We start from the raw sequence: 25,586 nt of genomic DNA on the forward strand, positions 1-25,586 counted from the left end.
CTCGACGCAAATCGTCGGCGCAAATCCTCGCCGAATGGCTTCGGCGCGGGCGGACCGCCGTGCGACAATGCGGGCTCTAAAAATTCCAATGGCAATGATGAGCGGCATCTGGCGCCTGCGTTCCCGGCGACGACCGCTTTTTTCTCTATGGCTGATTCCGTAGCATCCTCGCAGTCCAGGCCCAGGCGCGCCGCTTCGAAGAAGCAGCGTCAGGGCAGCGTCTCCACCGAAACCGAAAACAAGCTGGCGCGCGCGGCGCGCTCGGCACAACGCCTCGCGCAACTGAGCGGCGCTTCGCGCGACGGCAGCACACTCGACTTGTTCCCCGACGATCCCACCCGCGCGGCGCTCGAAGCGATGAACATCGACATTCGCCAGGGCACGCTGGATGGCTTCGAATTGCCCGACGTGGTGCTGCAGGCAGTCGGCGCGCTCGACGACAACGCATTGCCCGACAAGGCCGCGCGCCGTGCGCCGCGCGCCGCGAAGGCCGACGCTGCGGCGCCCGTCAATGCGCAATTGAGCGGGCTTGATATCGAGCCGCCGCCGGCCGCGGAGATTGCGTCGGCGGACGGCGTGGCGGACGGTGGGGCGGTAGACGTTGCAGGCAGCGTAAATGCTGCGACAAACCCCTCAGGTGCTTCAAGCGATGCGACGCCGAAGGCGGACGCGACTACTGGAGATAAACCCACCGCAACCGCGCGCGAGCAGTCCGCGCCGCTTACTTCGGCGATGGCGGCGGCGACCGTCGCTCGCAGCGTGACCGCGTTGCGCCAGACGACGGATGCAGGGTCGGCGACTGGTTCGATGGTGGCGGGTTCGTCCGTTGCACCGACCTCGGGCGGAGGCAAGCGGCCGCAGCGCTTCACCGCGACCTTCGCGAAGGCCGCGATGGCTTCGGGCGAAACGGCCGCTACCACCGGCGCCGTCATCGCCGACGCCGGCAACGCAAGTCAATCCGCCGATGAGGCTGCTGTGCAAACGTCCGCCCGTTCCGCTGGGCTCGCCGCCGCCACAGAGTGGGTGGACATGGAGCAGGTAGAGACGGAGCGGGCGGACACGAAGCAGGACAAATCATCTGCACCCGCAGCGGCACCCGTGGCCACGGACACGGACACCCACGCCGCATTCGCCGCACCCTGGCGCGAAGCGCATAGCGCCGAAGCAACCACCGCCGCGCTACGCGCCGGGCCGGAATTGGATCTCGCGCGGGCCACCGCCTTTGCCGATACCGTCGATGCGCTTTATGGCGTGATCGCCGATCAGCGCCGCGCCGCGACCGATCACTCGCGCCGCGTGAAATGGATGCTGTCGGTCGTGGTGGGGGCGCTGCTGGTCACGGTCGCGATCGGCGTTACGCAGACCCTGCTGCTGATGCGCTTGACCCGCGAGACCACGGCCCAGCAGCACCGCATCGAGCAGATGATGCAGAACCAGCAGGCGGCGATGGTCAGCCTGCTCGACACGCACGCAGCCATGGCGGCCGCGAACGCCGCCTCCGCGCCAGCTACGGCGACACCCGTTGCGACGACGCCGGCTGCGCCCCAACAGGCTGCTGGCGTAACGCCGGTTCATACCCGGCACGCCGGCCGCGCGCCGCACGGCCATAGGACGAAAGCGTCCCCGGCGACGAACTGACGGTTCTTCCCGTCGCGCCAGTGCAAGGCTGGCGCGACGGCGGTTCATGACGGCTACACCGGCCACGCACTACGTGGCCGCAGGGCGAAAGTACTCAACCCGAACGGGATAGCTCTGCCGCCGCACCGCGCCTCCACGCGCCAATCCCGAGGCGCCAATGAATTTCCCTGCTCGTTGCGCGCATCCGCGAGACCGCACCCCAACGCTCCAGTAGCCGCCCCATTGAGCCCGAAAATGTTAAATCGGGGACGTTGTCGTGATGCAACGCATCAAGACCCAATCAGGCTGCGACATCGCACCACACCGAAAAATTGCTGCATTGCACTAGCTTTTTCCTAGGGAAAACCCTATAGTTACGGTTAAGGGAAAACCCTAGCAACGCAATCACTAACCGGGAGTCGCCATGAGCTTCATCTTTGCACTGTTTCAAAAGGTCAGCGACCTCTTTGCGTCGCCCCATCTGCCGCTGGATTCGGACTACTCGTACGCAGCCCGTAGCCGCGAAGCGGATCGCATGCGCCGCGCGCAAGCCACGCTGTTCGGCATCAAGCTGACCGACTAAGTAAGAGCAGCCTCACCGTCCCAGGCGCAACATAACGCGCCGGGGCGCGCACTTCGGGTGCGCATCTCAATGAAGCCACTGTTCGCGCAAGCGAATCGTGGCTTTTTGCTTTTCGGCCGCCGTGCCGCGCGACGGGCGTCATCCTTGCGAAATATTTCTCGGGCGAAATGAATGTAACAGGCTCTCATGTCGATTCGCCGCACCGTCTCGCCGGTCTATGCTGAAAGTCTTGAAGAACGGGACTCGAGAGCAGGAAGCGGATTCCATCATCCGTCCCTATCTATGAAATTCTCGCTTACAAGTGCTCACGTCTTCACGCGATTCGGGCCGCTAAAGTGGGTCACAAGCGTACGGTGTCTGGTTCGGGCTCAATCGAGCCGGAGCGGCAAAGCCCAACAAACACGGACGCTGGCCTGGAATAAAACTTTGACGGGAGGTCCATTATGAAAACCTTTGGCAAGGCATCACGCTCGGTTATTGCAACTCTTCTCGCTGGCGGCGCACTGCTCGCTGCCGGCGGCGCGTTCGCCCAGGAACGGGTGGTCATCGAAAACGGTCCGGCGCCGGTCGTGTACGGTCAGCCGCACATGATGCCGGTGGGCGTGTCGGTCAACATCGGCTGGCATGGCGACCGCTACTGGGACGGCCATCGCTACTGGGCGCACGATGATTGGATGCGTCGTCATCCGCACGACTACGATCCGCACCACCACGGCGACGACCATCGTCCGCCGCCCCAGCCCCGCTATTAATGCGGGCATGACGGCGCCGCAACAGGCGGCGTGAGTCCACGAAGCCGGTCCTTCCCTCGCGGAAAGACCGGCTTCGTCGTGTCTGGACGCGGGTTTCGCGCGTGCTGCGTTATGCTTCGAAGCTTTCATCGACGGCAGCGGGAGCAGGTGTGGACAAGACAACGCAGGACGTGGCGGTAGGCGTGGTGGGTACGGGGCTGATGGGCGTCGGCATTGCGACGCAAAGCGCCTTGCATGGGTACCGGACGATCGTGCACGACGTCGACCCGGCGCGTCTTGCGAGCGTCGCGCCGAAAGCGGAAGCGGTGCTCGACGAATTGATCGATGCCGGCCGTATCGACCAGTCGGCGAAACAGGCGGCGCTCTCGCGCATCGAAACGCACGCGCGGCTCGACGCGATCGCGTCCGCGCAATTCGTGATCGAGGCGATCCCCGAAGTGCTCGAACTGAAGCACCGTCTCTATGCGGCGCTGACCAACCTGCTCGCCGACGATGCGATTCTCGCGAGCAACACGAGCAGTTTCCCGCCCGATCAGCTGGCCTCGCCGCTGCGCGCGAAAGAGCGCTTCGTGATCGCGCATTTCTGGAACCCGCCGCACATGATTCCGCTCGTCGAAGTCGTGCCCGGCAGCGCGACCGCGCCGGAAGTCACGCAGCGCACCGCCGCGCTGATGGGCGCGATCGGCATGGAGCCGGTCGTGCTCGCGAAGGCGATTCCGGGTTTCGTCGGCAACCGGCTGCAGTTCGCGGTGCTGCGCGAGGCACTGAATATCGTCCGTTCGGGGGCGGCGACGCCCGAAGTGGTCGACCGGGTGATGAAGGCTTCGCTGGGGCGCCGCTGGGGTATCGTCGGCCCGTTCGAGGGCGCGGACATGGGCGGGCTCGACACCTTCGTCGACATCGCCTCGCATCTGATGCCGCAACTCGCGAAGGACGAGGACGTGATCGATCTGCTGCGCGCGCAGGTCGACGCGGGACGGGTCGGCGTGCGCAGCGGCGCGGGCTTTCACGAGTGGGACGAAGCGCGTCTTGCGCGCGTCGCGGAAGGGCGCAAGCGCGTGATCGGCCGCGGCTAGTGCGGTATAAGTAGCTTCTCTTCGCCGCTCCCGTATTCAGGCGCACCGCCTTCCCTGGGCGCTCACGATCACACGCCAACCCAACCCTACGCCATGTCTCATTACTTCTACGACCCCGCCGCCGGTCACGGTCTGCCGCACGATCCGTTCAAGGCCATCGTCGCGCCACGGCTGATCGGCTGGATTTCGTCGCGCGATGCCGACGGCACGCTCAATCTCGCGCCGTACAGCTTCTTCGGCGCGTTCGCCACTTTCCCGGCGATCATCGGTTTTTGCAGCGAGGGCCGCAAAGACAGCATTTCCAACATCGAAGCCACCGGCGAATTCGTCTGGAACCTGGCAACCCGGCCGCTCGCCGAGCAGATGAACCGTTCGTCGGCGCCGGTTGCGCCGCACGTCGACGAATTCGCGCTGGCCGGACTCACGCCCGCGCCGGGCCGCAACGTCGCGGTGCCGCACGTCGGCGAGTCGCCGGCCGCCCTCGAATGCAAGCTGCTGCAGATCGTGCGTCTGCACGACCTCGACGGCAAGCCGATGGACAACTATCTGGCGCTCGGCCAGGTGGTGGGCGTGCATATCGACGAGGCGTATCTGAAGGACGGCCTGTTCGACACGCAAGCCGCGCAGCCGATCATGCGTGCCGGCTATCGCGCCGACTACGCCGAAATCGGCGCGATGTTCCAGATGTTCCGGCCGACCGCGTAGGCAGTTCGCCCGAAGCGGGAGCCATGCGCCCCTTTGACGGAGCCGTGCGGCGCTCAGCGCCCCCGCTCGGCCGCATGGTTCGTGGCACCGCGCCACGTGCGCAGCAGCAGCGCGTTGGTGACGACGCTCACGCTCGAAAACGCCATTGCCGCGCCCGCGAGCATCGGGTTCAGCAGACCGAACGCGGCGAGCGGAATGCCGATCAGGTTATAGACGAACGCCCAGAACAGGTTCTGCTGGATCTTGCGCCAGGTCTTGCGCGAGATGTCGATCGCATCGGCCACGAGCGCCGGGTCGCCGCGCATCAGCGTGACGCCGGCCGCGTGCATCGCGACGTCGGTGCCGGTCGCCATCGCGATGCCAATGTCGGCGGCGGCGAGCGCGGGCGCGTCGTTGATACCGTCGCCCGCCATGGCGACGATGCCGGCGTGGCGGATCTTGAGGTCGCGGATCACGCGGGCCTTGTCGCCGGGCAGCACCTCGGCATGAAATTCGTCGATGCCGAGCGCATGCGCGACGCTCGCCGCGCTGCCGCGATTGTCGCCGGTGACCAGCACGCTGCGGATGCCCATCTGCTCGAGCCGCTCGACGGCTGTGCGCGCAGTCGGTTTGACGGTGTCGCCGAAAGCGATCAGCGCGAGTGCCTGCGGCGCTTGCGGCGCGCGCGCCATCAGCCACGAGACCGTGTTGCCGGCGGCTTCGAGTTCGCGAGCGCGGGCGGCGAGCGCGGGCGGCGGCGCGATGCCGAGTTCGTCGAGCCAGCGCGTGCTGCCGAGCGCGAGCGTGCGGCCGTCGACGTCGGCTTCGACGCCACGGCCCGCGACCGCGCGCGCGGCTGTTGAGTGCGGGACTGCCGCGGGAGCGGCTTCGGCGATCGCGCTGTGGGCGCGGTCGGCGCGCGAATTCGCGGACGAATTCGTAGCCGTGGCGTTCGGCGAAGTACTCGCCGCAGCGGCTAACGCGGCACCCGGTTCGACCTCAGCGTTTTCGACGCTCGCGTGCCCGATCTGCGCCTCATACGCGCTGACCACCGCCCGCGCCAACGGATGATCGCTATGCCGCTGCACCGCCGCGGCAAGCGCGAGCGCTTCGTTGCGGCTCATGCCGTTGGCCGGCTCGAAGGCCGTCATCGAGGGCTGGCCGAGCGTCAGCGTGCCGGTTTTGTCGAAGGCGACGATCGTGACCCGATGCGCGATTTCGAGCGCTTCCGCGTCTTTGATCAACACTCCGTGGCGCGCCGCGACGCCGGTGCCGGCCATGATCGCGGCGGGCGTCGCGAGTCCGAGCGCGCATGGGCAGGCGATCACGAGCACCGCGACCGCGTTGAGGATCGCGGTTTCGCCGCCCGCGCCGGCGATCAGCCAGCCGGCCAGCGTCAGCGCGGCGATGACGAGAATGGCCGGTACGAAGATTTCGCTGACCCGGTCGACGAGCCGCTGGATCGGCGCCTTTTCGGCCTGCGCGCTTTCCACGAGGCGGATGATGCGCGCGAGCGTCGTCTCCGCGCCGATCGCGGTGGTCGTGACCGCAAGCGCGCCTTCGCCGTTGATCGAGCCAGCCGTGACCGCGTCACCCGTCTGTTTGGGCACGGGCAGGCTTTCGCCGGTAATCAGCGATTCGTCGATATGCGTGCGGCCTTCGAGTATCACGCCGTCGACCGGCACACGCTCGCCCGGCCGTACGATCACGACGGTGCCGACGCGCACCTGCGCGAGCGGCACTTCGCGCTCGTCGGCGCCGGCGCGAATGCGCGCGCGATCGGGGCGCAGCGCATTGAGTGCGCGGATGGCGTCCGTGGTCTGCCGCTTCGCGCGCGCTTCGAGCCACTTGCCGAAGCGCACGAGCGTAATCACGACCGCCGAGGCCTCGAAATAGAGGTGCATCGTGTCGCCCGGATGCGTCACGAGTTCGTAGACGCTGATTCCGTACGCCGCCGATGTGCCGAGCGCGACCAGCAGGTCCATGTTGCCCGCGCCGGCGCGCACGGCACGGTAGGCCGCGCGATAGAAGCGCGCGCCGAACGCGAACTGCACGATCGACGCGAGCACGAATTGCAGCCACGGCGGCAGCATGGCGTGAACGCCGAACCATTCGCCGACCATCGGCGCGACGAGCGGCAGCGTCAGGACGGCGGAGGCGAGCACCGCCGCGAGTTCGCGGCGGGCCTGGGCCTGTTTGCGGGCGGCGCTGTTGTCGGCGCTTGCGTGCTCGCCAGTAGCGGCGGGGGCGGTTGCGTCGAGCGTGGCAGCGGATGCCGGCGGTGCTGGCGGTGTGATTGGCGTTGCTTCGTAGCCGGCTTTTTTTACCGCGGCGATGAGCGCATCAGTGTCGGCGGCTATGCCGGCTGGATGGATGGTGGCGGTTTCGGTCGCGAGATTCACGGACGCGCTCGCGACGCCCGGCACTTTCGACAGCGCTTTTTCGACGCGCATCGCGCATGACGCGCAGGTCATGCCGCCAATCGACAGTTCGGTGGCCTGGGGCGTTGCGGCTGGCGCTTCGTGCGGCGCTTCGGCTTGCGTCGTCGCAACGCCCGTATCCGCATCGAGCGTGGCTTCGTAGCCCGCCTTGCGCACGGCATCGGCGAGCAGGCCGGGTTGGACCGTGGCGTCGCTTTCCACGCGGGCGCGCTCGGTCGCGAGATTCACCGACGCACGCGCGACCCCCGGCACTTTCGACAGCGCTTTTTCGACGCGCGTCACGCACGACGCGCAAGTCATCCCGCCGATATCGAGTTCGACGACGCGCGTGGCAGGCGAGGAGGCGGCAGCTCCGGCGGGGCGCTGCGGATTGGCAAGTTCGGTCATGGCAGGCAAGGCTCGTGGCGGCATCAGGCCGCATGGTGAATCCAGTATTGACCTTCCCATGATGGCAAGGTCAAGCACGGATCATGCGGCTGCCGGGTGGCCTACGCTGGCGGTGCGGCGCCAGCGGCGCAGGCTGAGCGCAGGCAAAGATGCACCGGAAGCGGCCGAAGTGCCGGAAGCATCCGCTCAGAACGCCGGCGGCGCATCCAGCATGGCCTGTCCCACTGCCTTCTGCTGCTCGCCGTCGCGCGCGAGCAGCGTTTGCGCCGCGCCGCGCCGGTCCTCGGCCGCCTTGTTCTGGCCGAGTTTCCATTTGCCGACGAGCCGCGTCACCTCGATCTCGATGCCGACGATCGCGCCGAGCATCTGCGCGATGAAGTCGGCGGGCGCGTCGCCCATTTTCCACGGCACTGGCTCGCCGGCTTCCATCTTGCGCGTGAGCCGCGCGACTAGACCGCGCACGAACGTTTCGTCGTCGTGCACCACAATCCTGCCATGCGCATGCACGACTATGTAGTTGTAGGTCGGCACCTGTTTATGCGTTTCGTGTTTGCTCGGATACCAGCTCGGCGAAATATAGGCGGCCGGTCCCTGGAAGATCACGAGCGCTTCGGGATGCGTCGCCGCTTCCTGCCAGACCGGGTTCGCGCGCGCGACGTGAGCGCGCAGCACGCAGCGCGACGAATCGCCTGTTCCGGCCGCGGCGTCGCCGTCAGCGGAAATCAGCTGCGTCTCGAACGGCAGATGATTCGCGTCGAGCCCGTTCGGGCCGTTCGTAATCAACGCGCCGAACGGCTGCTCGGCGATCAGGCGATGAAGAACCTCTGGGCGGTTCTCTTCGAAATGGGCGGGCATGTACATCGAAGCGCTCCGGATGCGGACAACGAAAGAATGTGGATGAGTTTGTGGGCGAGTTGGAATCGAAACCGAAATCGAATCGAAAGTATGGCGCGTTCGCGCGCTCGTTACCAATGCGAAGAGGGTAAAAATGCCGCTCGTCTCGTGTATATGAACTGCATGCGCGCTATCAGGCGCAATTCCCTGCTTTCTGCTTGCCTGGTTAGCAAGGATACGATACAACGCGATGTTGTCGGAGTCGCAATCCGCGGACTGGCTGCGCAAGGCTTGGGGAGGCCGCGCATGTTTCTGGCGCTGCGCACCGGCATCTCCCATAGGACCGCACGTTCCGCACTCTGAACGAATGATAAAAAATCGCCGAAAGCTGTTTTCGATTCAATGGACCTGCGCATCGCTCGCAGGCCTCGTATTTCTCGCCGGCTGCGCGTCGACTCCGTCCGCGACGCATCAGAGCACCGGCTGGATCAAGGATGAAGTCGCCGATTCCTACGTATTCGGTTATCCGCTCGTGCTGATGAGCACCGCGCGCGACGCGGCGGTCGGCACCGATCCGGGCCAGGCGCCCTTGAACACGCTGCGGCATGCGCAGGCGTTGCCGCCGATCGGCGCGGCCAATCCGCCGCAGCCGAGCCTCGATACGCTCGACTCGACCGGCTGGCTCGACCTCGGCAGCGAGCCGGTGATCCTGTCGCTACCTGATTCGCATGGCCGCTATGTCGACGCGCGCGTGCTCGACATGTGGACCAATGTCGTGTGGTCCACGGGTCCGCAGTTCGTGGCGGGCACGGCCAGCGCGAAAGGCATTCACGCGCAGACGATCGCGTTCGTCACGCCGGGCTGGCAGGGCGAGTTGCCGAAGGGCGCGAAACGCATCGAAGTGCCGACCCTCAATGCATGGGTGAGCGTGCGTATCCAGTCGAACGGCGCGCGCGATCTGGCGGCGGTCCGCAAGCTGCAACGCGCGATCCGCCTCGCGCCGCTGAGCTTCTACGACGGCGACGAGCGCGCGGCATCGGTCGCGCCGCCGCGCGGCAACGTCAATGGAGCGATGGGCGCCAACGGCACGCAGCAGCAGCAGGTGGCCGCACTCGACGCGAGTGGCTTTTTCGGCCGTCTCGCCGACGCTCTGCCTGACAATCCGCCCACACCGGCCGATCCGCATGCGCTGAAATTTCTCTCGGACCTCGGCGTCACGCCAGGTGATCCGGCGAAGCTGCCGAAATCGCCCAACGCGCTCGCAGCCGGTCTCGCCGATGGCCGCGACCGTGTCGCCACGCCGCCTCCCAATCTGCTGAGCGCGAATGGCTGGAGCTGGTTCGGCGACGGCGTTGGCAACTACGGCCCCGACTATGCGCTGCGCGCGTATGCGGCGAGCACACAGCCGGGCATCGGTACGAAGGACGACGAAGTACGCGCGGTCGTCACGCAGGACAGCGACGGCAATACGCTGAACGGTGCGAATCGCTACGTGATCCACTTCGCGGCGAACCAGGTGCCGCCGGTGCGCGGCTTCTGGTCGATCACCGCCTACACGAAGGATGGCGCGTTGGGCGAGAGCGCGCCGGCGCGGCTCGCGGTCGGCGATCGCAACGGCGTGCACCGCAATCGCGATGGCTCGCTCGACGTGGTCGTGTCGTCCACGCGCAGCAGGACCGGCAACTGGTTGCCGGCGCCGCGCGCCGACATGCAACTGGTGCTGCGTCTGTACGCGCCGAAGCCGCAAGCCACCGACGGCCGCTGGCAGCCGCCGCCGGTCGTGCGGCGGTGACGTGACGGGGTGGCTTCAGAAAGTCATCGGTAAGCAGCGCGAATCTTCAAGCGATGTCTGACAATCCTGTCTCATCGCGGATTCACGACTTATACTGCCGCTTGCGGGATTCCTGTTTTCGCGGCGGGCTTGCCGCCGCACTCATCAAGACCGGGTATGGCAAGCCTCAATAAAGAATCGTTAGCCTCCTCAATGCAGACCGTGCGCGAAGTCGCACAGTCGCGCCGCACGCGCCGTGTTCTCGTAGGCGTGCTGATCTTTCTCGTCGTGTTCGGCCTGCTCGGCTTTTTCGCGGCGCCGCCGCTGATTCGCCACATCGCGAGCCAGCAGTTGAGCAAGCAGCTCGATCGGCCCGCCACGATCGGCCGCATTGCGCTCAATCCGTACACGCTGAGGTTCGAAGCCGATAACGTGCATATCGGCGAGCGCGGCGGCACGGGCGATTTCATCGATATTTCGCGGCTCATCGTGAAGCCCTCGTGGAGTTCGCTGTTTCGCGGCGCGCCGATCGTCGACGAAGTGCAGGTCGACTCGCCGCGTTTTCATATCGTTCGCTACGATGCGCAGCGCTTCAATTTCACCGACCTGATCGAGAAATTCTCGAAGCAGCCCGCGAAACCCGACAGCAAGCCGACACAGTTCTCCGTCTCCAACATTCGCGTCGAAAACGGCCAGATCACGTTCGACGACCGGCTGCTCGGCACGAAGCACGTGATCGATCAATGGAAGCTCGGCATTCCGTTCATCGCGACGCTGCCTTCGAAAACCGATATCTTCGTCGAACCGCTGCTGCGCGCGCGCATCGACGGCGACAGTCAGCTCGCGATCGACGGCAAGACCAAGCCGTTCGCGGCGTCGCGCGAGTCGGAAGTGTCGCTGCGCTTCGATGCGCTCGACGTGCCGAAGCTCATGTCCTACTCACCGGCCCGACTGCCCGTGATCGTGCAGTCGGGCAAGCTGTCCACCGACCTCAAGCTCAACTTCGTGATGTCGAACGACACGCCGTCGCTGCGCGTCGCGGGCACGGTCGATCTGGACGACGTCGACGTGCAGGATCAGGGCAAGGCGCCGTTTTTCGCGGCGCACGCGGTGCATGTGGCGGCGGCGTCGCTCGAACCGCTGAAGAGCATCTATCACTTCGACGAAATCCGCATCGATGCGCCGAACGCGAGCCTCGCGCGCGACAAGGACGGCGTGCTCAGCGTCGAGCGGATGTTCGCGCCGGCGTCTGGGAAGACTGCGACGGGCGCGGCGGTAAGCGCAAAGGAAAGCGCAACGGAAAGCAAAACCGCGAGCGCAGCCGCCAGCGCACCGGCCGCGGCGTCCGGCGCCAAGGCGCAAGCCAACGCCGGGACCACAGCCGCCGAAAAATCCACCCCGCCAATCGATCTGTCGATCAAACACTTCGCGCTCAACGACGGCACGGTAAATGTCCACGACGAGGCAGCCGCGCGCCCGTTCGATACCAGTCTGCAGAACCTCGCTGTCACGCTGAACGATTTTTCGACGCTTGCGTCCGCACCCGCGCATTACACGGTGAGCACCGGTTTCAAGGACGGCGGCTCGCTCGCCGGCGAGGGCACGCTCGGCCTCGCGGCGAAGACGGCCAGCGCGAAGCTCGATCTGAAGTCGCTAAAGCTGCCGCCGTTGCAACCCTATCTCGACACCGCGACCGCGGCGCAAGTATTGGACGGCGCGCTCTCCGTGACGACGAACATCGACGCGAACTGGTCGAAGTCGCCGGCGGCCGTGACGGTCGCGGACACGCAAGTGGACATGCAGTCGCTCAAGCTGGCGGCGCGCGGTGACAAGACGCCGCTGATTTCGCTCGCGCAGGGCAACGTCGTGGTCAAGCAGGTGGACCTGGCCGCCCGCACGGCCGACGTCACGAGCGTCGACGCGACCGGTCTTGCGCTCGACGCGCAGCGCCTGAAAGACGGCAGCATCAACCTCACGTCGCTCGCCGGTCCGCATGAGGCGGAGAAGCAGCGCACAGCGGTCCACGCGGCAAAGAAAGCGCAGGCGGAAGGCCCGGCGTGGCACTACAAGATCGGCGAATTGACGCTGAAAGACGCGACCGCCAATTTCACCGACAACACCACGCCACAGCCGGTCAGGCTGAGCATTGCGCCGCTGCAACTGAAGGTGCAGCAGATCAGCGACGACTTGAGCCGTCCGCTGCCCGTCGATCTGCAGGCGACGCTGAACAAAAAAGGCACGCTCGGCGTGAAGGGCGACGTCACCGCGACGCCGCTGAAGCTGGCCGTCAAGGTGAACGCGAACCGGCTCGACGCGGCGGCCTTCGAGCCGTACTTCGGCAGCAAGCTCAATGCGGTGATCGCGAGCGCGCTGCTCAATGCGAACGGCGATCTCGCGGTGACCAACGAGAAGGCGCTGAAAGCGAACTATCGCGGCGACGTCGCGCTCGTCGACGTGCGCATGCTCGACAAGGCGACCTCGGACCCGTTCGCGGGCTGGGGCTCGCTCGCGCTGTCGAACCTGAAGGCCGATTACGGCGAACACGGCACCTCGGTCGACGCGGGCCGTGTCACGTTCTCGAAGTTCTACGGGCGCGTGCTGCTCGACGCGCAAGGCAAGCTCAATCTGAAGGACGTGGTTGCGCATGAAACCGGCGCGGCGCAGTCGCTCACGCGCGACAAGAGCGGCGCCGAGCACGTGGAACTGACGCCGGTGGCGGCGTCGGAGGCAGTGGCTGCGTCCGCGCCCACGGCGGCATCGGCGTCGAAGGCAGCGGCGCCGCCCGCCACCGTCACGGCCGCCACGCCGCCGCAAAGTCCGGTCAAGCTGCATTTCGGGCAACTGGTGCTGCAGCAGGGCCGCGTCACCTATACGGACAACTTCATCCGGCCGAACTACACGGCGAATCTCGTCGACATTCAGGGCACGGTCGGCGCGTTCGGCACGCAATCGACGACGCCAGCGCCGGTCGACGTCGCCGCGAAGCTCGCGGCCAACGGTCCGCTGTCGATCCGCGGCACCGTCAATCCGCTGATCGAAAAGCCGGCGCTCGATCTGACCGCGACCGCGCACGACATCGAGCTGACCAACCTCACGCCCTATTCGGCGAAATACGCGGGCTATCCGATCACCAAGGGCAAGCTCAACGTCGATCTGCACTACAAGCTCGATAACGATCAACTGAGCGCGAACAATCACCTGTTCATCGATCAGCTCACGTTCGGCGATCACATCGACAACGACACGGCGACCAAGCTGCCGGTGCGTCTCGCGATCTCGCTGCTGAAAAATTCGCGCGGCGAAATCGACGTAAATCTGCCGGTGTCGGGTTCGCTGTCGAACCCCGAGTTCAGCATCGGCGGGTTGATCTGGCATGCGGTGCTCAATCTGCTCGAGAAGGCCGTGACCGCGCCGTTCTCGCTGATCGCCAACGCGTTCGGCGGCAACAGCGAGGAACTCGGCTACGTGGAGTTCGATCCGGGCTCGGCGACGCTCAGCGACGCCGACAAGCAGAAGCTCGACACGATCGTGAAGGCGCTCGCGGACAAGCCGTCGATCCGCATGGATCTGATCGGCCGCGTCGATCCGAAGATCGACGAACCGGCGCTGCGCACGCAGTACGTCGACCGGCTGGTCAAGCAGCAGAAGATCAAGGACACGGTGGGCAACGGCGAGAGCGTCGATCCGTCCGCGGTCACCGTCGATCAGAAAGACTATGACAAATATCTCGCCAAGGCGTACAAGTCGGGCGACTTCAAGAAACCGCGCAACTTTATCGGCATGACGAAGACGCTGCCCGAGGACGACATGAAGGGCGCGCTTGCCGCCAATGCGCCGATCGACGACGCGAGCTTGCGTCAGCTTGCGCAGCAGCGCGCGCAGAGCGTGCAGCAGTATCTGGACGGCAAGATCGACAGCAGCCGCCTGTTCATCGTCGCGCCGAAGCTCAACGCCGACGGCATCAAGGACAAGGGCGCGACGACGCGTGTGGACTTCGGCTTGAAGTGAGCGCCGTCTGTTCGATCACCCGCGCGAGCGTGTCGAACGCGGGCCCGATGCCGTCGTTCGGCACGCACGCATAGCCGAGCAGCAGTCCGCGCCGCGGCTGCGCCGGGTCGTTGTAGTAGCTCGTGAGCGGCCGCACGATCACGCCCGCGTCGTAGGCGGCGGCCACTACCGCGCGATCGTCCGAGTAGTCCGGCAGGCCGAGCACGAGGTGCAGGCCCGCTTCATCGCCCATCACGGGCAACTCGCTGCCAAAGCGCGCGGTGATCGCGTCGATCAGAATCTGCCGGCGCTCGCCGTATAGCGCGCGCATCCGGCGCACGTGCGAGGTGAGGTGGCCGTCCATGATGAAATCGGTCATCACGGCCTGCTGCATCAGCTGGCCCTCGCGGTACAGCTCCGCGACGCCAGTCCGGAATATATCGACCAGATGCTCCGGCGCGATCATGTAGCCGATCCGCAGGCCCGGAAACAGCATCTTGCCGAGACTGCCCACGTAGATCACGCGGCCGGCTTCGTCGAGTCCCTGCAGCGACGCGAGCGGCCGGCTGCCGTAGCGGAATTCGCTGTCGTAGTCGTCCTCGATGATCCAGACGTCGTGCTGGCGCGCATATTCGAGCAGCGTGCGGCGGCGCGCGAGGCTCATCACCATGCCGAGCGGATACTGATGCGACGGCGTGACGAGCGCGAGACGCGGCGGCTCTTGCAGGTCCTCGTCACGCGGATTGAGCCCTTCGCCGTCCACCGGCACCGGCGCGAGCGTGATGCCCGACGACTGCAGCACGCTGCGCGCACCCCAATAGCACGGTTCCTCGACCCACGCGCGATCGCCGACGTCGGTCAAGAGACGCACGGCGAGATCGATCGACTGATGAATGCCCGTCGTGATGATGATCTGGTCCGGCGTGCATTTGACCGAGCGCGCGACGCGCAGATAATCCGATAACGCGCGCCGCAGCGGCCGGTAGCCGCCGCCGGGCGCATAGGTCAGCAGATCGGGATTGGCTTCCTTCCACAGGCGCGCCTGCAGGCGGCTCCACGTGCGCGCCGGAAACTCCGAGACATCGGGCACGCCCGGCATGAACGCGCCCCATTGTTTCGCGGAGACGCCTGCCTGGCGGATCAGACGGCGTCCGCGTGTGGACAGATCGTTGCGCTCGCGCTGTGGCTGGCTTGCGCTGTCGCTGGCCGGCCGGACGGCTGTGTGGGTGGCCGCATGAGTGGGCGCATGAGTGGCCGGCTGAGCTGCCGCATCCCCGGCCGCGGCCGCCTCGGGTCTGTTGCGCCCATTCACCGCGGCCGCGTCCGGGCGCGTGTCGGCGACGTAGGTGCCGCTGCCCGTCGTCGAGATCACGTAGCCTTCGGCGGTCAACTGGTCGTAGACGTGCAGCACCGTGTTGCGCGCGATGCCGAGGTCTTCGGCGAGCGTGCGCGAACTCGGCAGCTTGGTGCCGGGCGGCAACTGGCCGGTCAGGATGGCCTGCTGCGTGAGCCGCAGCGTCTGCCGGTAGATCGGTTCGGCGCCGCCGCGGTCGAGCCGCGTGGCAAGCCAGTCCGACAGGATCACTGTGTCCAAGTGGTTCTATCCGGAATAATGAAATGGCTCCATATTGTAGAACCGTAACGGTCTATAGTGAGCCACGCAATAGATGCGATCCCGCTGCCACCTGGCGGGGCGCCTGCCGCACAGCAGAGGAGACGAGGTGATGAAAACCGAAGACGTGATCGTCAGCTTTCGAGGTGTGCGAAAGACCTACGACGGCGAAACGCTGGTCGTCAAACAGCTCGATCTGGATATCCATCAGGGCGAGTTCCTGACGCTGCTCGGCCCGTCCGGCTCGGGCAAGACCACCTGCCTGATGATGCTGGCGGGCTTCGAATTCCCGACCGGCGGCGAGATCTGGCTCGACGGCCAGTTGCTCAACAACGTGCCGCCGCACAAGCGCAACATCGGCATGGTGTTTCAGAACTACGCGCTGTTTCCGCATCTGACGGTCGAGCAGAACGTCGCGTATCCGTTGACCGTGCGCAAGCTCGGCACCGAGGAGCGCGCGCATCGCGTGAACAACGCGCTGAAAATGGTGCGCATGGAGAGCTTCGCGAAGCGCTACCCGGCGCAGCTTTCCGGCGGCCAGCAGCAGCGCATCGCGCTCGCGCGGGCGCTCGTGTTCGAGCCGAAGCTCGTGCTGATGGACGAGCCGCTCGGCGCGCTGGATAAACAATTGCGCGAGCACATGCAATACGAACTCAAATCGCTGCACGAAAAGCTCGGCGTGACGTTTGTCTACGTCACGCACGACCAGGGCGAGGCGCTGACGATGTCCGACCGCGTCGCCGTGTTCGACAAGGGCATCGTGCAGCAGCTCGATACCGTCGACCGGCTCTACGAATCGCCGTGCAACGAGTTCGTCGCGAACTTCATCGGCGACAGCAACCGGCTGCGCGGCACGATCGCGAATGTCGACGGCGAGTATTGCGAATTCCATCTGAGCGACGGCACGCGCCTCACCGGCCGCAACATCGGCGGCGCGCGGGCGGGCTCGCCCGCGGTCGCGTGCATCCGGCCCGAGCGCATGAAGCTCGCGAACGGGGTTGCGCGGCCCGGCGCCAATGCGCTCGCCGGCGAGGCGCGCGGGCTCATCTATTTCGGCGACCACGTGCGCATGCGCTGCGGCGTGCCGCAACAGGACGAGTGCTTCGTCAAGGTGCCGCTCGGCACCGACGCGCTCGACGCCTTCGCCCCCGGTGTGCCGGTCGCGCTCGAGTTTGCGCCCGAGCATCTGCGCATATTCGCGGGGGCCTGAGGCAGGCAGGGCAGTGAAGCAAGGCAGTGAAGCAAGGCGGTGAAGCAGGGCGGTGAAGCGCCGCACGCGCGAGGCGTCGGCGCGGCAGGTCGGCGGTACGACAAAGCTGGCGGTACGTGGCGAACCGCACGGCGCGTGGCATCGAGTACATCACACACATTACGCACGTCACCAAGGAAAAGGAGAGCCTCACCATGAGCAAGATCGGGAAATCGCGCTGCGCTATCGCTGTCGGTGCTGTCACGCTCGCGCTGGGCGCTGCGCAGGTCCATGCCGCCGAGCTGACGGTCGTCAATTTCGGCGGGGCGAATGGCGACGCGCAGAAGGTCGCCTTCAACCAGCCGTTCGAGTCGGCCACCGGCAACAAGGTGACGGCCGTCGAATACAACGGCGAGCAGGCCAAGGTGAAGGCGATGGTCGAGGCGAAGCACGTGAACTGGGACGTGGTGGAAGTCGAGTCGGGCGACATCGGCCGCGGCTGCGATGAAGGACTGTACGAAAAGCTCGACTGGTCGAAGATCGCCAAAAAATCGGACCTGGTTCCGGATGCGCCGCAAACCTGCGGCGTTGGCTTTTTCGTGTGGTCGACCGCGCTCGCCTACAACGCCGACAAGCTGAAAACCGCGCCGACCGGCTGGGCCGATTTCTGGGACGTGAAGAAATTCCCGGGCAAGCGCGCAATGCGCAAGGGCGCGCGCTACAACCTCGAATTCGCGCTGATGGCCGACGGCGTGCCGCCGAAGGACGTCTACAAGGTGCTCGCGACGAAAGAAGGCCAGGACCGCGCGTTCAAGAAACTCGACGAGCTGAAGCCGAACATCCAGTGGTGGGAAGCGGGCGCGCAGCCGCCGCAGTTCCTGGTGGCAGGCGACGTGGTGATGTCGACCGCGTATAACGGCCGTATCGACGCCGCGCAGCGCGAAGGCAAGAACCTCAAGGTCGTGTGGAACGGCAGCATTTACGACCTCGACTATTGGGCGATTCCGAAGGGTTCGCCGAACAAGGCGCTCGCCGAGCAGTACATCGCTTATTCGTTGACGTCGAAGCCGCAGCAGGACTACGCGCAGCATATCGCGTACGGTCCGGTGAGCGTGGCGGCGATCAAGTCGCTCGACGCGAAGACGCTCGCGAATTTGCCGAACTCGCCGGCCAATGGCAAGAATGCGGTGCTGCAGAATCTGTCGTTCTGGACCGATCATGGGGACGAGCTGGAGCAGCGGTTTGCGTCGTGGGCGTCGAAGTAAGCGCTGCGCGGGCTTTCTGGCTCACGGGCTCCTCGTGAGCGGGCGCGGCTTCGCCACGGGGCGGGGCCGCGCGCTGACGTATGAGGACGGGAGTGAGCGCCAAAGCGCTCACTCCCGTCGACGCCCCCACGGGTGGGACAGGAGAAACGGGTGTGACTACGATGACGATCGCCGCCGATTCGACGCCTGAATCAGCCAGTCGGCTCAAGCGCGAACTGAAGGCCGCGGAAGCGAGAAAGCGCGCGATGGCGTTACTGCTGATCGCGCCGCTCGCGATTTTCCTGCTGCTGATTTTCGTCGTGCCGATCGGCGCGTTGCTCACGCGCGCCGCGCAGAATCCCGAAGTCGCGAGCGCGTTGCCGCATACGCTCAATGCGCTAAGCGGCTGGGACCGCAAAACGCCGCCGCCTGACGCCGCCTATACCGCGCTTGCAACCGACCTCACCGCCATCGCCGACAGCGACGGCATGGGTGCGCTCGCGCGGCGCCTGAACGTCGAGATTCCGGGCTATCGCTCGCTGATCGCCAAATCGGCGCGCGCCATGCCGTTCGCCGACGACAACAACCAGCCGCTGCATCTGACGCCCCGCGAGACGCGCGCGAAATTCGTCGAACTCGACGAGCGCTGGAACGACGTCGCGTACTGGCAGGCGATTGCGAAAAACTCGAGCACGCTTTCGCCGTTCTATCTGCTTGCGTCGCTCGATCACAAGCAGGACGCATTCGGCCGCATCGTGCCGACCGATCCTGACCAGCAGATCTATCTGAAGGTCTTCAGCCGCACGTTCGTGATCGGCGCGGCCGTGACGATTTTCACGTTGCTGCTCGGCTATCCGCTCGCGTACTGGATCTCGACGCTCTCGGAGCGCCGCGCGAACCTCGTGATGATTCTCGTGCTGATTCCGTTCTGGACTTCGATCCTCGTGCGCGTGGCCGCGTGGATCGTGATCCTGCAGAACGAAGGGCTCGTGAACAAGGCGCTGATCGCGAGCGGTCTGCTGCACGATCCGCTCGCGCTGCTGTTCAACCGCACCGGCGTCTATATTTCGATGACGCACATCCTGCTGCCGTTCATGATCCTGCCGCTCTATAGCGTGATGAAGTCGATTCCGCCGACCTATCAGCGCGCGGCGATCTCGCTCGGCAGCCATCCGTTCGCTGCGTTCTGGCGCGTGTATGTGCCGCAGACCTATCCGGGCATCGGTGCGGGCGCGCTGCTCGTGTTCATTCTCGCGATCGGCTACTACATCACACCCGCGCTGCTCGGCGGACCGAACGACCAGATGGTCAGCTACTACGTCGCGTACTTCACGAACGTGACGATCAACTGGGGCATGGCGTGCGCGCTCGGCGGGCTGCTGCTTGCCGCGACGCTCGTGCTGTACGTGATCTATGGACGCTTCACGCGTTCGTCGTTGAGCCTCGGTTGACCGGGCGCAATGAACTGAACGGAGCAAAACCGCGATGAAACTTGCCAGGCCCCTGTTCGCACCGCATACGTCGCTCGTGGAGCGTGTGTGGTATTTCGCGTTGCGCGCGCTCGTCGTGCTGACGCTGCTGTATCTGATCCTGCCCGTGCTCGCGATCGTGCCGTTGTCGTTTTCGTCGAGCACGTTCCTTGTCTATCCGATTCCGGGCTGGTCGCTGCGCTGGTATCAGAACCTCGTCGCGTCCGACGAATGGCGTATGGCCGCGAAGAACAGCTTCATCGTCGCGCCGTCGGCGACGGTGGTCGCGACCGTGCTCGGCACACTCGCGGCAATCGGACTGACCAAGGCGAACTTCCGCGGCAAGGGTCTGCTGATGGCGGTCCTGATTTCGCCGATGATCGTGCCGGTCGTCGTGGTCGGCGTCGGCATGTATCTGTTCTTCGCGCCGCTCGGTCTCGCGAATACGTATATCGGGCTGATCCTCGCGCATGCGGCGCTCGGCGTGCCGTTCGTCGTGACGACGGTCGCGGCCACGTTGCAGGGCTTCAACTACAACCTCGTGCGCGCGAGCCTGTCGCTCGGCGCGAATCCGGTGAAGACGTTTTTCCGCATCACGTTGCCGGTGATCGCACCGGGCGTGATGTCGGGCGCGCTGTTCGCGTTCGCGACGTCGTTCGATGAAGTCGTCGTCACGCTGTTTCTCGCTGGCGCGGATCAGACCACGCTGCCGCGCCAGATGTTCACCGGTATTCGCGAGAACATCAGCCCGACCATTGCCGCGCTGGCGACGATCCTGATCGTGTTCTCGACGTGCCTGCTGCTCGCGCTCGAATGGCTGCGCGGGCGCAATGCGGCGCGAGCGGTCAGGGATTGAGATAAAAAAAGCCCGACCAGAGGTCGGGCTTCAAAGTCGGCTGCGTCCTCCACAGGACGCAGCCCCTGCAAAACAGCGAGGCTGTTTGCGCCGCCGTCTGGCTTAAGCAGCCAGCAGCGAGCGCAGCACGAACGGCAGAATCCCGCCGTGCTTGTAGTAGTCGACTTCGATCGGCGTGTCGATACGCAGCAGCACCGGCACGCGCTTGTCGCCGTCCTTGCCGTGAATCACGAGCGTGACTTCCTGTTGCGGCTTGAAGTTGTCGCCGAGGCCTTCGATGTCGTACGTTTCTTCGCCGGTGATGCCGAGCGACTGCACGCTATCCGAGCCCTTGAACTGCAGCGGCAGAACGCCCATGCCGACCAGGTTCGAACGGTGGATCCGCTCGAAGCTGCGTGCGACCACAGCCTTCACGCCGAGCAGTTGCGTGCCCTTCGCCGCCCAGTCGCGCGACGAGCCCGTGCCGTACTCTTCGCCCGCGAACACGACGGTCGGCGTGCCGGCGTCGATGTACTTCATCGCTGCGTCGTAGATCGACAGTTGTTCGCCGCTCGGCTGGTGAATCGTCAGGCCGCCTTCGACGCGCGTGCCATCCGCCTTCGCCGGGATCATCAGGTTCTTGATCCGCACGTTCGCGAACGTGCCGCGCATCATCACGTCGTGGTTGCCGCGGCGCGAGCCGTAGCTGTTGAAGTCGGCCTTCTGCACGCCGTTGGCCTTGAGCCACTTGCCTGCCGGCGAGTCTTCCTTGATCGAGCCTGCCGGGCTGATGTGGTCGGTCGTGACCGAGTCACCGAAGATGCCCAGTGCGCGCGCGCCCTTGACCGGTGCGATGCTGCTCGCCGGCGTCATCGAGAAGTCCTTGCCGAAGAACGGCGGCTCCGCGATGTAGGTCGACTTCGGCCAGTCGTAGACCTGGCCTTCCTCGCCCTCGATCTTGCTCCACAGGTCGCCCTTCTTGGTGAGCTGCGAGTAGTTCTTGCGGAACTCGTCGGCGTCGAGCGCGTACTTGAGCAGCGCGTTGACTTCGTCGCTGGTCGGCCAGATGTCGCCCAGGTAGATGTCCTTGCCGCCCTTGCCCTTGCCGACCGGCTCGGTCATCAGGTCGCGCGTGATGTTGCCGGCGATCGCGTAAGCGACGACGAGCGGCGGCGACGCGAGGAAGTTCGCGCGGATGTTCGGGTGAATACGCGCTTCGAAGTTACGGTTGCCCGACAGCACCGCAGCCGCGACGATGTCGTTCTTCGTGATCGCTTCGTTCAGTTCCGGCGTCAGATCGCCCGCGTTACCGATACAGGTCGTGCAGCCGTAAGCGGCGAGCGTGAAGCCGAGCTTGTCGAGGTACTTGAGCAGGTCGGTCTTCGTCAGGTATTCGGTGACGATACGCGATCCCGGCGCGAGCGAGGTCTTGATGTGCGGAGCGACCGTGAGGCCGGCTTCGACAGCCTTTTTCGCGAGCAGGCCGGCGGCCAGCAGCACGCTCGGGTTCGACGTGTTCGTGCACGACGTGATCGCGGCGATCAGCACGTCGCCGTTCTTCACGTCGACACCGTTGCTGGTCGTGTATTGCGCGTCGAGATCCGCTGCCTTCTTCGCGAAACCGTTTTCAGCGACCGGCTTCGAGAACAGATCGGAGAAGGTCGACTTCACGTTGCCGATTTCGATACGGTCTTGCGGACGCTTCGGGCCTGCCAGCGACGGCGCCACGGTGCCGAGATCGAGCGTGACGACCTTCGTGTAGTCGATGTCGCCTTCCTTCGGAATGCCGAACAGCTCCTGTGCCTTGAAGTAGTTCTGGAACGCGGCGATTTCAGCGTCGGTGCGGCCCGTGCCCTTGAAGTAGTCGATGGTCTTTTCGTCGACCGGGAAGAAGCCCATCGTCGCGCCGTATTCCGGCGCCATGTTGCCGATCGTCGCGCGGTCCGGCAGCGACAGCGAGCGCGTGCCTTCGCCGAAGAATTCGACGAACTTGCCGACCACCTTTTCCTTGCGCAGCAGTTCGGTGATGGTCAGCACCAGATCGGTTGCCGTCACGCCTTCGCGCAGCTTGCCCTTCAGGTTCACGCCCACCACGTCCGGCGTCAGGAAGTACACCGGCTGGCCGAGCATGCCGGCTTCGGCCTCGATGCCGCCCACGCCCCAGCCGACCACGCCGATGCCGTTGATCATCGTCGTGTGGCTGTCGGTGCCGACGAGCGAATCGGGGTAGTACACCGTGTCCGCGCCGTCAGCCTTCTTGTGCACGCCGCGTGCGAGGTATTCGAGGTTCACCTGGTGAACGATGCCGACGCCCGGGGGCACGACCTTGAACGTGTCGAACGCCTGCATGCCCCACTTCATGAACTGGTAGCGCTCGTTATTGCGCTGGAATTCCAGCTTCATGTTCAGGTCGAGCGCGTTCTTTTCGCGGAAGTGGTCGATCTGCACCGAGTGGTCGACGACGAGGTCGACCGGCACGAGCGGCTCGATCGACTTCGGGTTCTTGCCGACCGCCTTCGCGACGCCGCGCATCGCGGCGATGTCAGCGAGCAGCGGCACGCCGGTAAAGTCCTGCAGCACGACGCGCGACACGACGAACGGGATTTCGTCGACGCGCGCGGCGGTCGGCTTCCAGTTCGCGAGCTGCGTGATGTGTTCTTCGGCGATTTTCTTGCCGTCGTAGTTACGCAGCACCGATTCCAGCACGATACGGATCGAAACCGGCAGGCGGCCGATCTTGATGTTCAGCGCCTTGCCGAGGTGCGGCAGGGAGTAGAACTTGCCTTTGCCGGAACCGCTGTCGAATTCCTTGAGCGTTTTGTGGAGGTTGTGGGCCATGGTGTTTTCCTTGGTTTGATCGCGGAACTACAGTACTTAACCTAGATGACGTACAGATCGACGTATTCATTGACCGGCATCGATTCGAGCCTGGCCTGATCGAGCGATACGCCGAGAATCGCCAGTTGCTGCTTGACCGGAAAGCGCCGCGCGAGGTTGGTCCTGAACTTCTCGACCAGCAACGGGATGCCGTCTTCGCGACGGCGCTTATGACCGATCGGGTATTCGACTACGACTTCGTCGAACTTCGACCCGTCGTCGAATTCGATCGTCAGTGCATTGGCGATCGAGCGCTTCTCCGGGTCGTGATAATCCTTCGTGAACTGCGTGTCTTCGACACATTCCATCTTCGCGCGCAGGGCATCGATCCGCGCGTCCTGCGCGAGCGCATCTTCGTAATCGGCGGCCGTGAGGCGGCCGAAAATCAGCGGTACCGCGATCATGTACTGGATGCAATGATCGCGGTCGGCCGGATTGTCGAGCGGACCTTTTTTATCGATGATGCGAATCGCCGCTTCGTGCGTGCGAATCGTGATCTTCCTGATTTCGTCGACGCGCCGGCCCTGCGCGGCAAGCTGCGCATGCAGCGCGAGCGCGGCTTCCACGGCGGTTTGCGCGTGGAACTCGGCCGGAAACGAAATCTTGAACAGCACGTTTTCCATCACGTACGAGCCGTACGGGCGCTGGAATCTGAACGCGTTGCCGTTGAACAGCACGTCGTAAAAGCCCCACGTTTTCGCGGTGAGCACCGACGGATAGCCCATCTCGCCGGTCTTCGAAATCAGTGCGAGGCGCACCGCGCGCGAGGTCGCGTCGCCGGCGGCCCACGACTTGCGCGAGCCGGTGTTCGGCGCGTGGCGGTAGGTGCGCAGCGCCTGCCCATCGACAAGCGCCTGCGATACCGCGTTGATGAGTTCGTCGCGCGTGAGGCCCACCAATTGGCCGACCACGGCGGTGGAGGCGAGCTTGACCAGCAGCACGTGATCGAGCCCGACCTTGTTGAACGAGTTTTCGAGCGCGATGCAGCCTTGAATTTCGTGCGCCTTGATCATCGCGATCAGGACGTCTTTCATCGTCAGCGGCGCTTTGCCCGCTGCGATGGCGGTGCGCGAGAGCCAGTCGGCCGTCGCGAGAATTCCGCCGAGGTTATCCGACGGATGACCCCATTCGGCGGCAAGCCAGGTGTCGTTGAAGTCGAGCCAGCGGATCATTGCGCCGATGTTGAAGGCGGCCTGAACCGGGTCCAGCTGGAATGACGTGCCCGGCACCTTCGCGCCGTTGGGGACGATCGTGCCCGGCACGATCGGTCCCATCAGCTTGGTGCAGGCCGGGTAGGTGAGCGCCTCGAGTCCGCAGCCGAGCGTATCGATCAGGCAGTGGCGCGCGGTTTCTAGCGCGAGCGCACTGTCGATCTGATAGTTCAGAACGTAGTCGACGATATCCGCAAGGACGGTGTCCGGGGCGGGTCGTACGTTCGGAATCGGCGCTGACATGGGAGGGCGTTCCTGATGGCGGGAATCAGTTGCCGGTCTTGTTGATCGCGTTCGATTGCGTTGCAGCCGGCGCGCCTTGTGCCATCGCGGCCGTCTTGCACTCGTCGGCGAGGCGCGAGCTGTCCTTGTCCTGGAACAGCATGGCCTTGGTCGGGATCACGACCAGATCCATACCGGTTGCGGCGTCGTGGAAGCGGTCAGCGCCCGTCGTGGTCGTTTCGCGCGGCAGGTTGTAGTTCTTGTTCGCCCAGTGAACCGTGACGACCTGGTCACGTTTCATGTCGCCTTTCATCTGGAAAGCCAGACCGTCCTTGCACGACCACGTTTCCGAGCCGTCCGGGATCGGATCGACCTTCGCTTCCTTCGCCGGATTCGCCTTGCGCTTGATCAGGCGGCGCGGCTCAGGGCGCTTGGCGACAGCCTTTTTGGCAGCAGGCTTCGTCGTAGTGGTCGCCGTTTGTGCGGCGGCATCAGTCGAGACGGACAGCATCGTCGTGGACAGGGCGCCAATCACGGCAGCGATCATCAGCTTTTTCATGGAGAAAACCTTTCTATCTAATTTCAGTTAAACATTGCGCGGGCGACCGGTCCTGGCGACCGCGCGGGTTGAACTGCGCGCGCTTCGAAAGCGCACAGCGACCGCTATTTTCTCCTATTTAGCGGCACGTACTTTAAATTCTCCGGTCCGGTGTAATTCGCGCTCGGCCGGATGATCTTGTTGTCGATGCGCTGCTCGACGATGTGCGCGCTCCAGCCGGCCGTGCGCGCGATCAC

Annotated in this window: 18 protein-coding genes; 11 read left to right on the forward strand and 7 right to left on the reverse strand. The window is 65.1% G+C overall.

From position 1 onward, the window contains the following. Positions 1-147: 147 nt before the first annotated feature. The 5 genes from B9Z01_RS26830 (at position 148) to B9Z01_RS26845 (ending at position 4,733) form a co-directional block, all read left to right on the forward strand. Positions 148-1,638, forward strand: coding sequence for a hypothetical protein (locus tag B9Z01_RS26830; protein WP_085488578.1), 1,491 nt, complete (start codon positions 148-150; stop codon positions 1,636-1,638). Between the two features lie 403 nt (positions 1,639-2,041). Beyond that, complete coding sequence (locus B9Z01_RS35700) at positions 2,042-2,200, forward strand: hypothetical protein (RefSeq protein WP_167387573.1); 159 nt, start codon at positions 2,042-2,044, stop codon at positions 2,198-2,200. A gap of 443 nt (positions 2,201-2,643) precedes the next feature. Then, entirely contained in the window at positions 2,644-2,952 is a 309-nt protein-coding gene (locus tag B9Z01_RS26835; RefSeq protein ID WP_085488579.1) for a hypothetical protein, read from the forward strand. A gap of 200 nt (positions 2,953-3,152) precedes the next feature. Next, positions 3,153-4,028, forward strand: a complete 876-nt coding sequence (locus B9Z01_RS26840; protein ID WP_244196167.1) for a 3-hydroxyacyl-CoA dehydrogenase family protein — start codon at positions 3,153-3,155, stop codon at positions 4,026-4,028. Positions 4,029-4,121: 93 nt separating this feature from the next. Next, complete coding sequence (locus B9Z01_RS26845) at positions 4,122-4,733, forward strand: flavin reductase family protein (protein ID WP_085488581.1); 612 nt, start codon at positions 4,122-4,124, stop codon at positions 4,731-4,733. A 53-nt stretch (positions 4,734-4,786) separates the two neighbouring features. Here the strand turns inward: B9Z01_RS26845 and B9Z01_RS26850 are convergent, their stop codons facing one another. Together B9Z01_RS26850 and B9Z01_RS26855 are read right to left on the reverse strand one after the other, a co-directional pair. Further along, the gene (locus B9Z01_RS26850; RefSeq protein WP_085488582.1) at positions 4,787-7,540 is read right to left on the reverse strand and encodes a heavy metal translocating P-type ATPase; all 2,754 of its coding nucleotides are present in this window, start codon (positions 7,538-7,540) and stop codon (positions 4,787-4,789) included. A 186-nt stretch (positions 7,541-7,726) separates the two neighbouring features. Next, on the reverse strand, positions 7,727-8,401 hold the full coding sequence (locus B9Z01_RS26855; protein WP_085488583.1) for an FMN-binding negative transcriptional regulator: 675 nt from the start codon (positions 8,399-8,401) through the stop codon (positions 7,727-7,729). A 340-nt stretch (positions 8,402-8,741) separates the two neighbouring features. Here B9Z01_RS26855 and B9Z01_RS26860 point away from each other — a divergent pair, with 340 nt between their 5' ends. Continuing rightward, positions 8,742-10,166 carry a DUF1254 domain-containing protein gene (locus B9Z01_RS26860; protein ID WP_085488584.1) on the forward strand — a complete coding sequence of 475 codons (1,425 nt, stop codon included), beginning with the start codon at positions 8,742-8,744 and terminating at the stop codon, positions 10,164-10,166. Positions 10,167-10,322: 156 nt separating this feature from the next. Further along, complete coding sequence (locus B9Z01_RS26865) at positions 10,323-14,153, forward strand: DUF748 domain-containing protein (RefSeq protein ID WP_085488585.1); 3,831 nt, start codon at positions 10,323-10,325, stop codon at positions 14,151-14,153. Here B9Z01_RS26865 and pdxR read toward each other — a convergent pair. After that, entirely contained in the window at positions 14,107-15,726 is a 1,620-nt protein-coding gene (pdxR, locus tag B9Z01_RS26870) for a MocR-like pyridoxine biosynthesis transcription factor PdxR (RefSeq protein WP_085488586.1), read from the reverse strand. The two genes, B9Z01_RS26865 and pdxR, sit on opposite strands and share 47 nt — an antisense overlap. A gap of 130 nt (positions 15,727-15,856) precedes the next feature. Here pdxR and B9Z01_RS26875 point away from each other — a divergent pair, with 130 nt between their 5' ends. The 4 genes from B9Z01_RS26875 (at position 15,857) to B9Z01_RS26890 (ending at position 20,502) form a co-directional block, all read left to right on the forward strand. Continuing rightward, complete coding sequence (locus tag B9Z01_RS26875; protein WP_085488587.1) at positions 15,857-16,954, forward strand: ABC transporter ATP-binding protein; 1,098 nt, start codon at positions 15,857-15,859, stop codon at positions 16,952-16,954. Between the two features lie 194 nt (positions 16,955-17,148). Beyond that, entirely contained in the window at positions 17,149-18,198 is a 1,050-nt protein-coding gene (locus tag B9Z01_RS26880; RefSeq protein WP_085488606.1) for an ABC transporter substrate-binding protein, read from the forward strand. A gap of 161 nt (positions 18,199-18,359) precedes the next feature. Further along, on the forward strand, positions 18,360-19,628 hold the full coding sequence (locus B9Z01_RS26885) for an ABC transporter permease (RefSeq protein ID WP_208626231.1): 1,269 nt from the start codon (positions 18,360-18,362) through the stop codon (positions 19,626-19,628). Positions 19,629-19,662: 34 nt separating this feature from the next. After that, positions 19,663-20,502 (forward strand): ABC transporter permease, encoded by an 840-nt coding sequence (locus B9Z01_RS26890; protein WP_085488589.1) that lies wholly within the window; start codon positions 19,663-19,665, stop codon positions 20,500-20,502. A gap of 102 nt (positions 20,503-20,604) precedes the next feature. Here B9Z01_RS26890 and acnA read toward each other — a convergent pair whose 3' ends face one another. The 4 genes from acnA to B9Z01_RS26910 all read right to left on the reverse strand — a co-directional run. Continuing rightward, positions 20,605-23,319, reverse strand: coding sequence for an aconitate hydratase AcnA (acnA, locus tag B9Z01_RS26895; RefSeq protein ID WP_085488590.1), 2,715 nt, complete (start codon positions 23,317-23,319; stop codon positions 20,605-20,607). A gap of 41 nt (positions 23,320-23,360) precedes the next feature. Further along, positions 23,361-24,812, reverse strand: a complete 1,452-nt coding sequence (locus tag B9Z01_RS26900; RefSeq protein ID WP_085488591.1) for a bifunctional 2-methylcitrate dehydratase/aconitate hydratase — start codon at positions 24,810-24,812, stop codon at positions 23,361-23,363. A gap of 25 nt (positions 24,813-24,837) precedes the next feature. Continuing rightward, entirely contained in the window at positions 24,838-25,350 is a 513-nt protein-coding gene (locus tag B9Z01_RS26905; RefSeq protein WP_085488592.1) for a hypothetical protein, read from the reverse strand. Between the two features lie 104 nt (positions 25,351-25,454). After that, positions 25,455-25,586 (reverse strand): citrate/2-methylcitrate synthase (locus tag B9Z01_RS26910; RefSeq protein ID WP_275937526.1); only part of this gene is annotated, 132 nt, incomplete at its 5' end.

This window comes from Paraburkholderia susongensis (assembly GCF_900177725.1).
Lineage (GTDB): Bacteria > Pseudomonadota > Gammaproteobacteria > Burkholderiales > Burkholderiaceae > Paraburkholderia > Paraburkholderia susongensis.

Excerpts from the sequence above, each read along its gene's own strand:
- acnA (WP_085488590.1), bottom strand. The coding sequence starts at position 23,319 with ATGGCCCACAACCTCCACAAAACGCTCAAGGAATTCGACAGCGGTTCC.
- B9Z01_RS26865 (WP_085488585.1), top strand. The coding sequence starts at position 10,323 with ATGGCAAGCCTCAATAAAGAATCGTTAGCCTCCTCAATGCAGACCGTG.
- B9Z01_RS26855 (WP_085488583.1), bottom strand. The coding sequence starts at position 8,401 with ATGTACATGCCCGCCCATTTCGAAGAGAACCGCCCAGAGGTTCTTCAT.
- B9Z01_RS26885 (WP_208626231.1), top strand. The coding sequence starts at position 18,360 with ATGACGATCGCCGCCGATTCGACGCCTGAATCAGCCAGTCGGCTCAAG.
- B9Z01_RS26845 (WP_085488581.1), top strand. The coding sequence starts at position 4,122 with ATGTCTCATTACTTCTACGACCCCGCCGCCGGTCACGGTCTGCCGCAC.
- B9Z01_RS35700 (WP_167387573.1), top strand. The coding sequence starts at position 2,042 with ATGAGCTTCATCTTTGCACTGTTTCAAAAGGTCAGCGACCTCTTTGCG.
- B9Z01_RS26890 (WP_085488589.1), top strand. The coding sequence starts at position 19,663 with ATGAAACTTGCCAGGCCCCTGTTCGCACCGCATACGTCGCTCGTGGAG.
- B9Z01_RS26875 (WP_085488587.1), top strand. The coding sequence starts at position 15,857 with ATGAAAACCGAAGACGTGATCGTCAGCTTTCGAGGTGTGCGAAAGACC.
- B9Z01_RS26830 (WP_085488578.1), top strand. The coding sequence starts at position 148 with ATGGCTGATTCCGTAGCATCCTCGCAGTCCAGGCCCAGGCGCGCCGCT.
- B9Z01_RS26880 (WP_085488606.1), top strand. The coding sequence starts at position 17,149 with ATGAGCAAGATCGGGAAATCGCGCTGCGCTATCGCTGTCGGTGCTGTC.
- B9Z01_RS26860 (WP_085488584.1), top strand. The coding sequence starts at position 8,742 with ATGATAAAAAATCGCCGAAAGCTGTTTTCGATTCAATGGACCTGCGCA.
- B9Z01_RS26900 (WP_085488591.1), bottom strand. The coding sequence starts at position 24,812 with ATGTCAGCGCCGATTCCGAACGTACGACCCGCCCCGGACACCGTCCTT.
- B9Z01_RS26835 (WP_085488579.1), top strand. The coding sequence starts at position 2,644 with ATGAAAACCTTTGGCAAGGCATCACGCTCGGTTATTGCAACTCTTCTC.
- B9Z01_RS26850 (WP_085488582.1), bottom strand. The coding sequence starts at position 7,540 with ATGACCGAACTTGCCAATCCGCAGCGCCCCGCCGGAGCTGCCGCCTCC.
- B9Z01_RS26840 (WP_244196167.1), top strand. The coding sequence starts at position 3,153 with ATGGGCGTCGGCATTGCGACGCAAAGCGCCTTGCATGGGTACCGGACG.
- B9Z01_RS26905 (WP_085488592.1), bottom strand. The coding sequence starts at position 25,350 with ATGAAAAAGCTGATGATCGCTGCCGTGATTGGCGCCCTGTCCACGACG.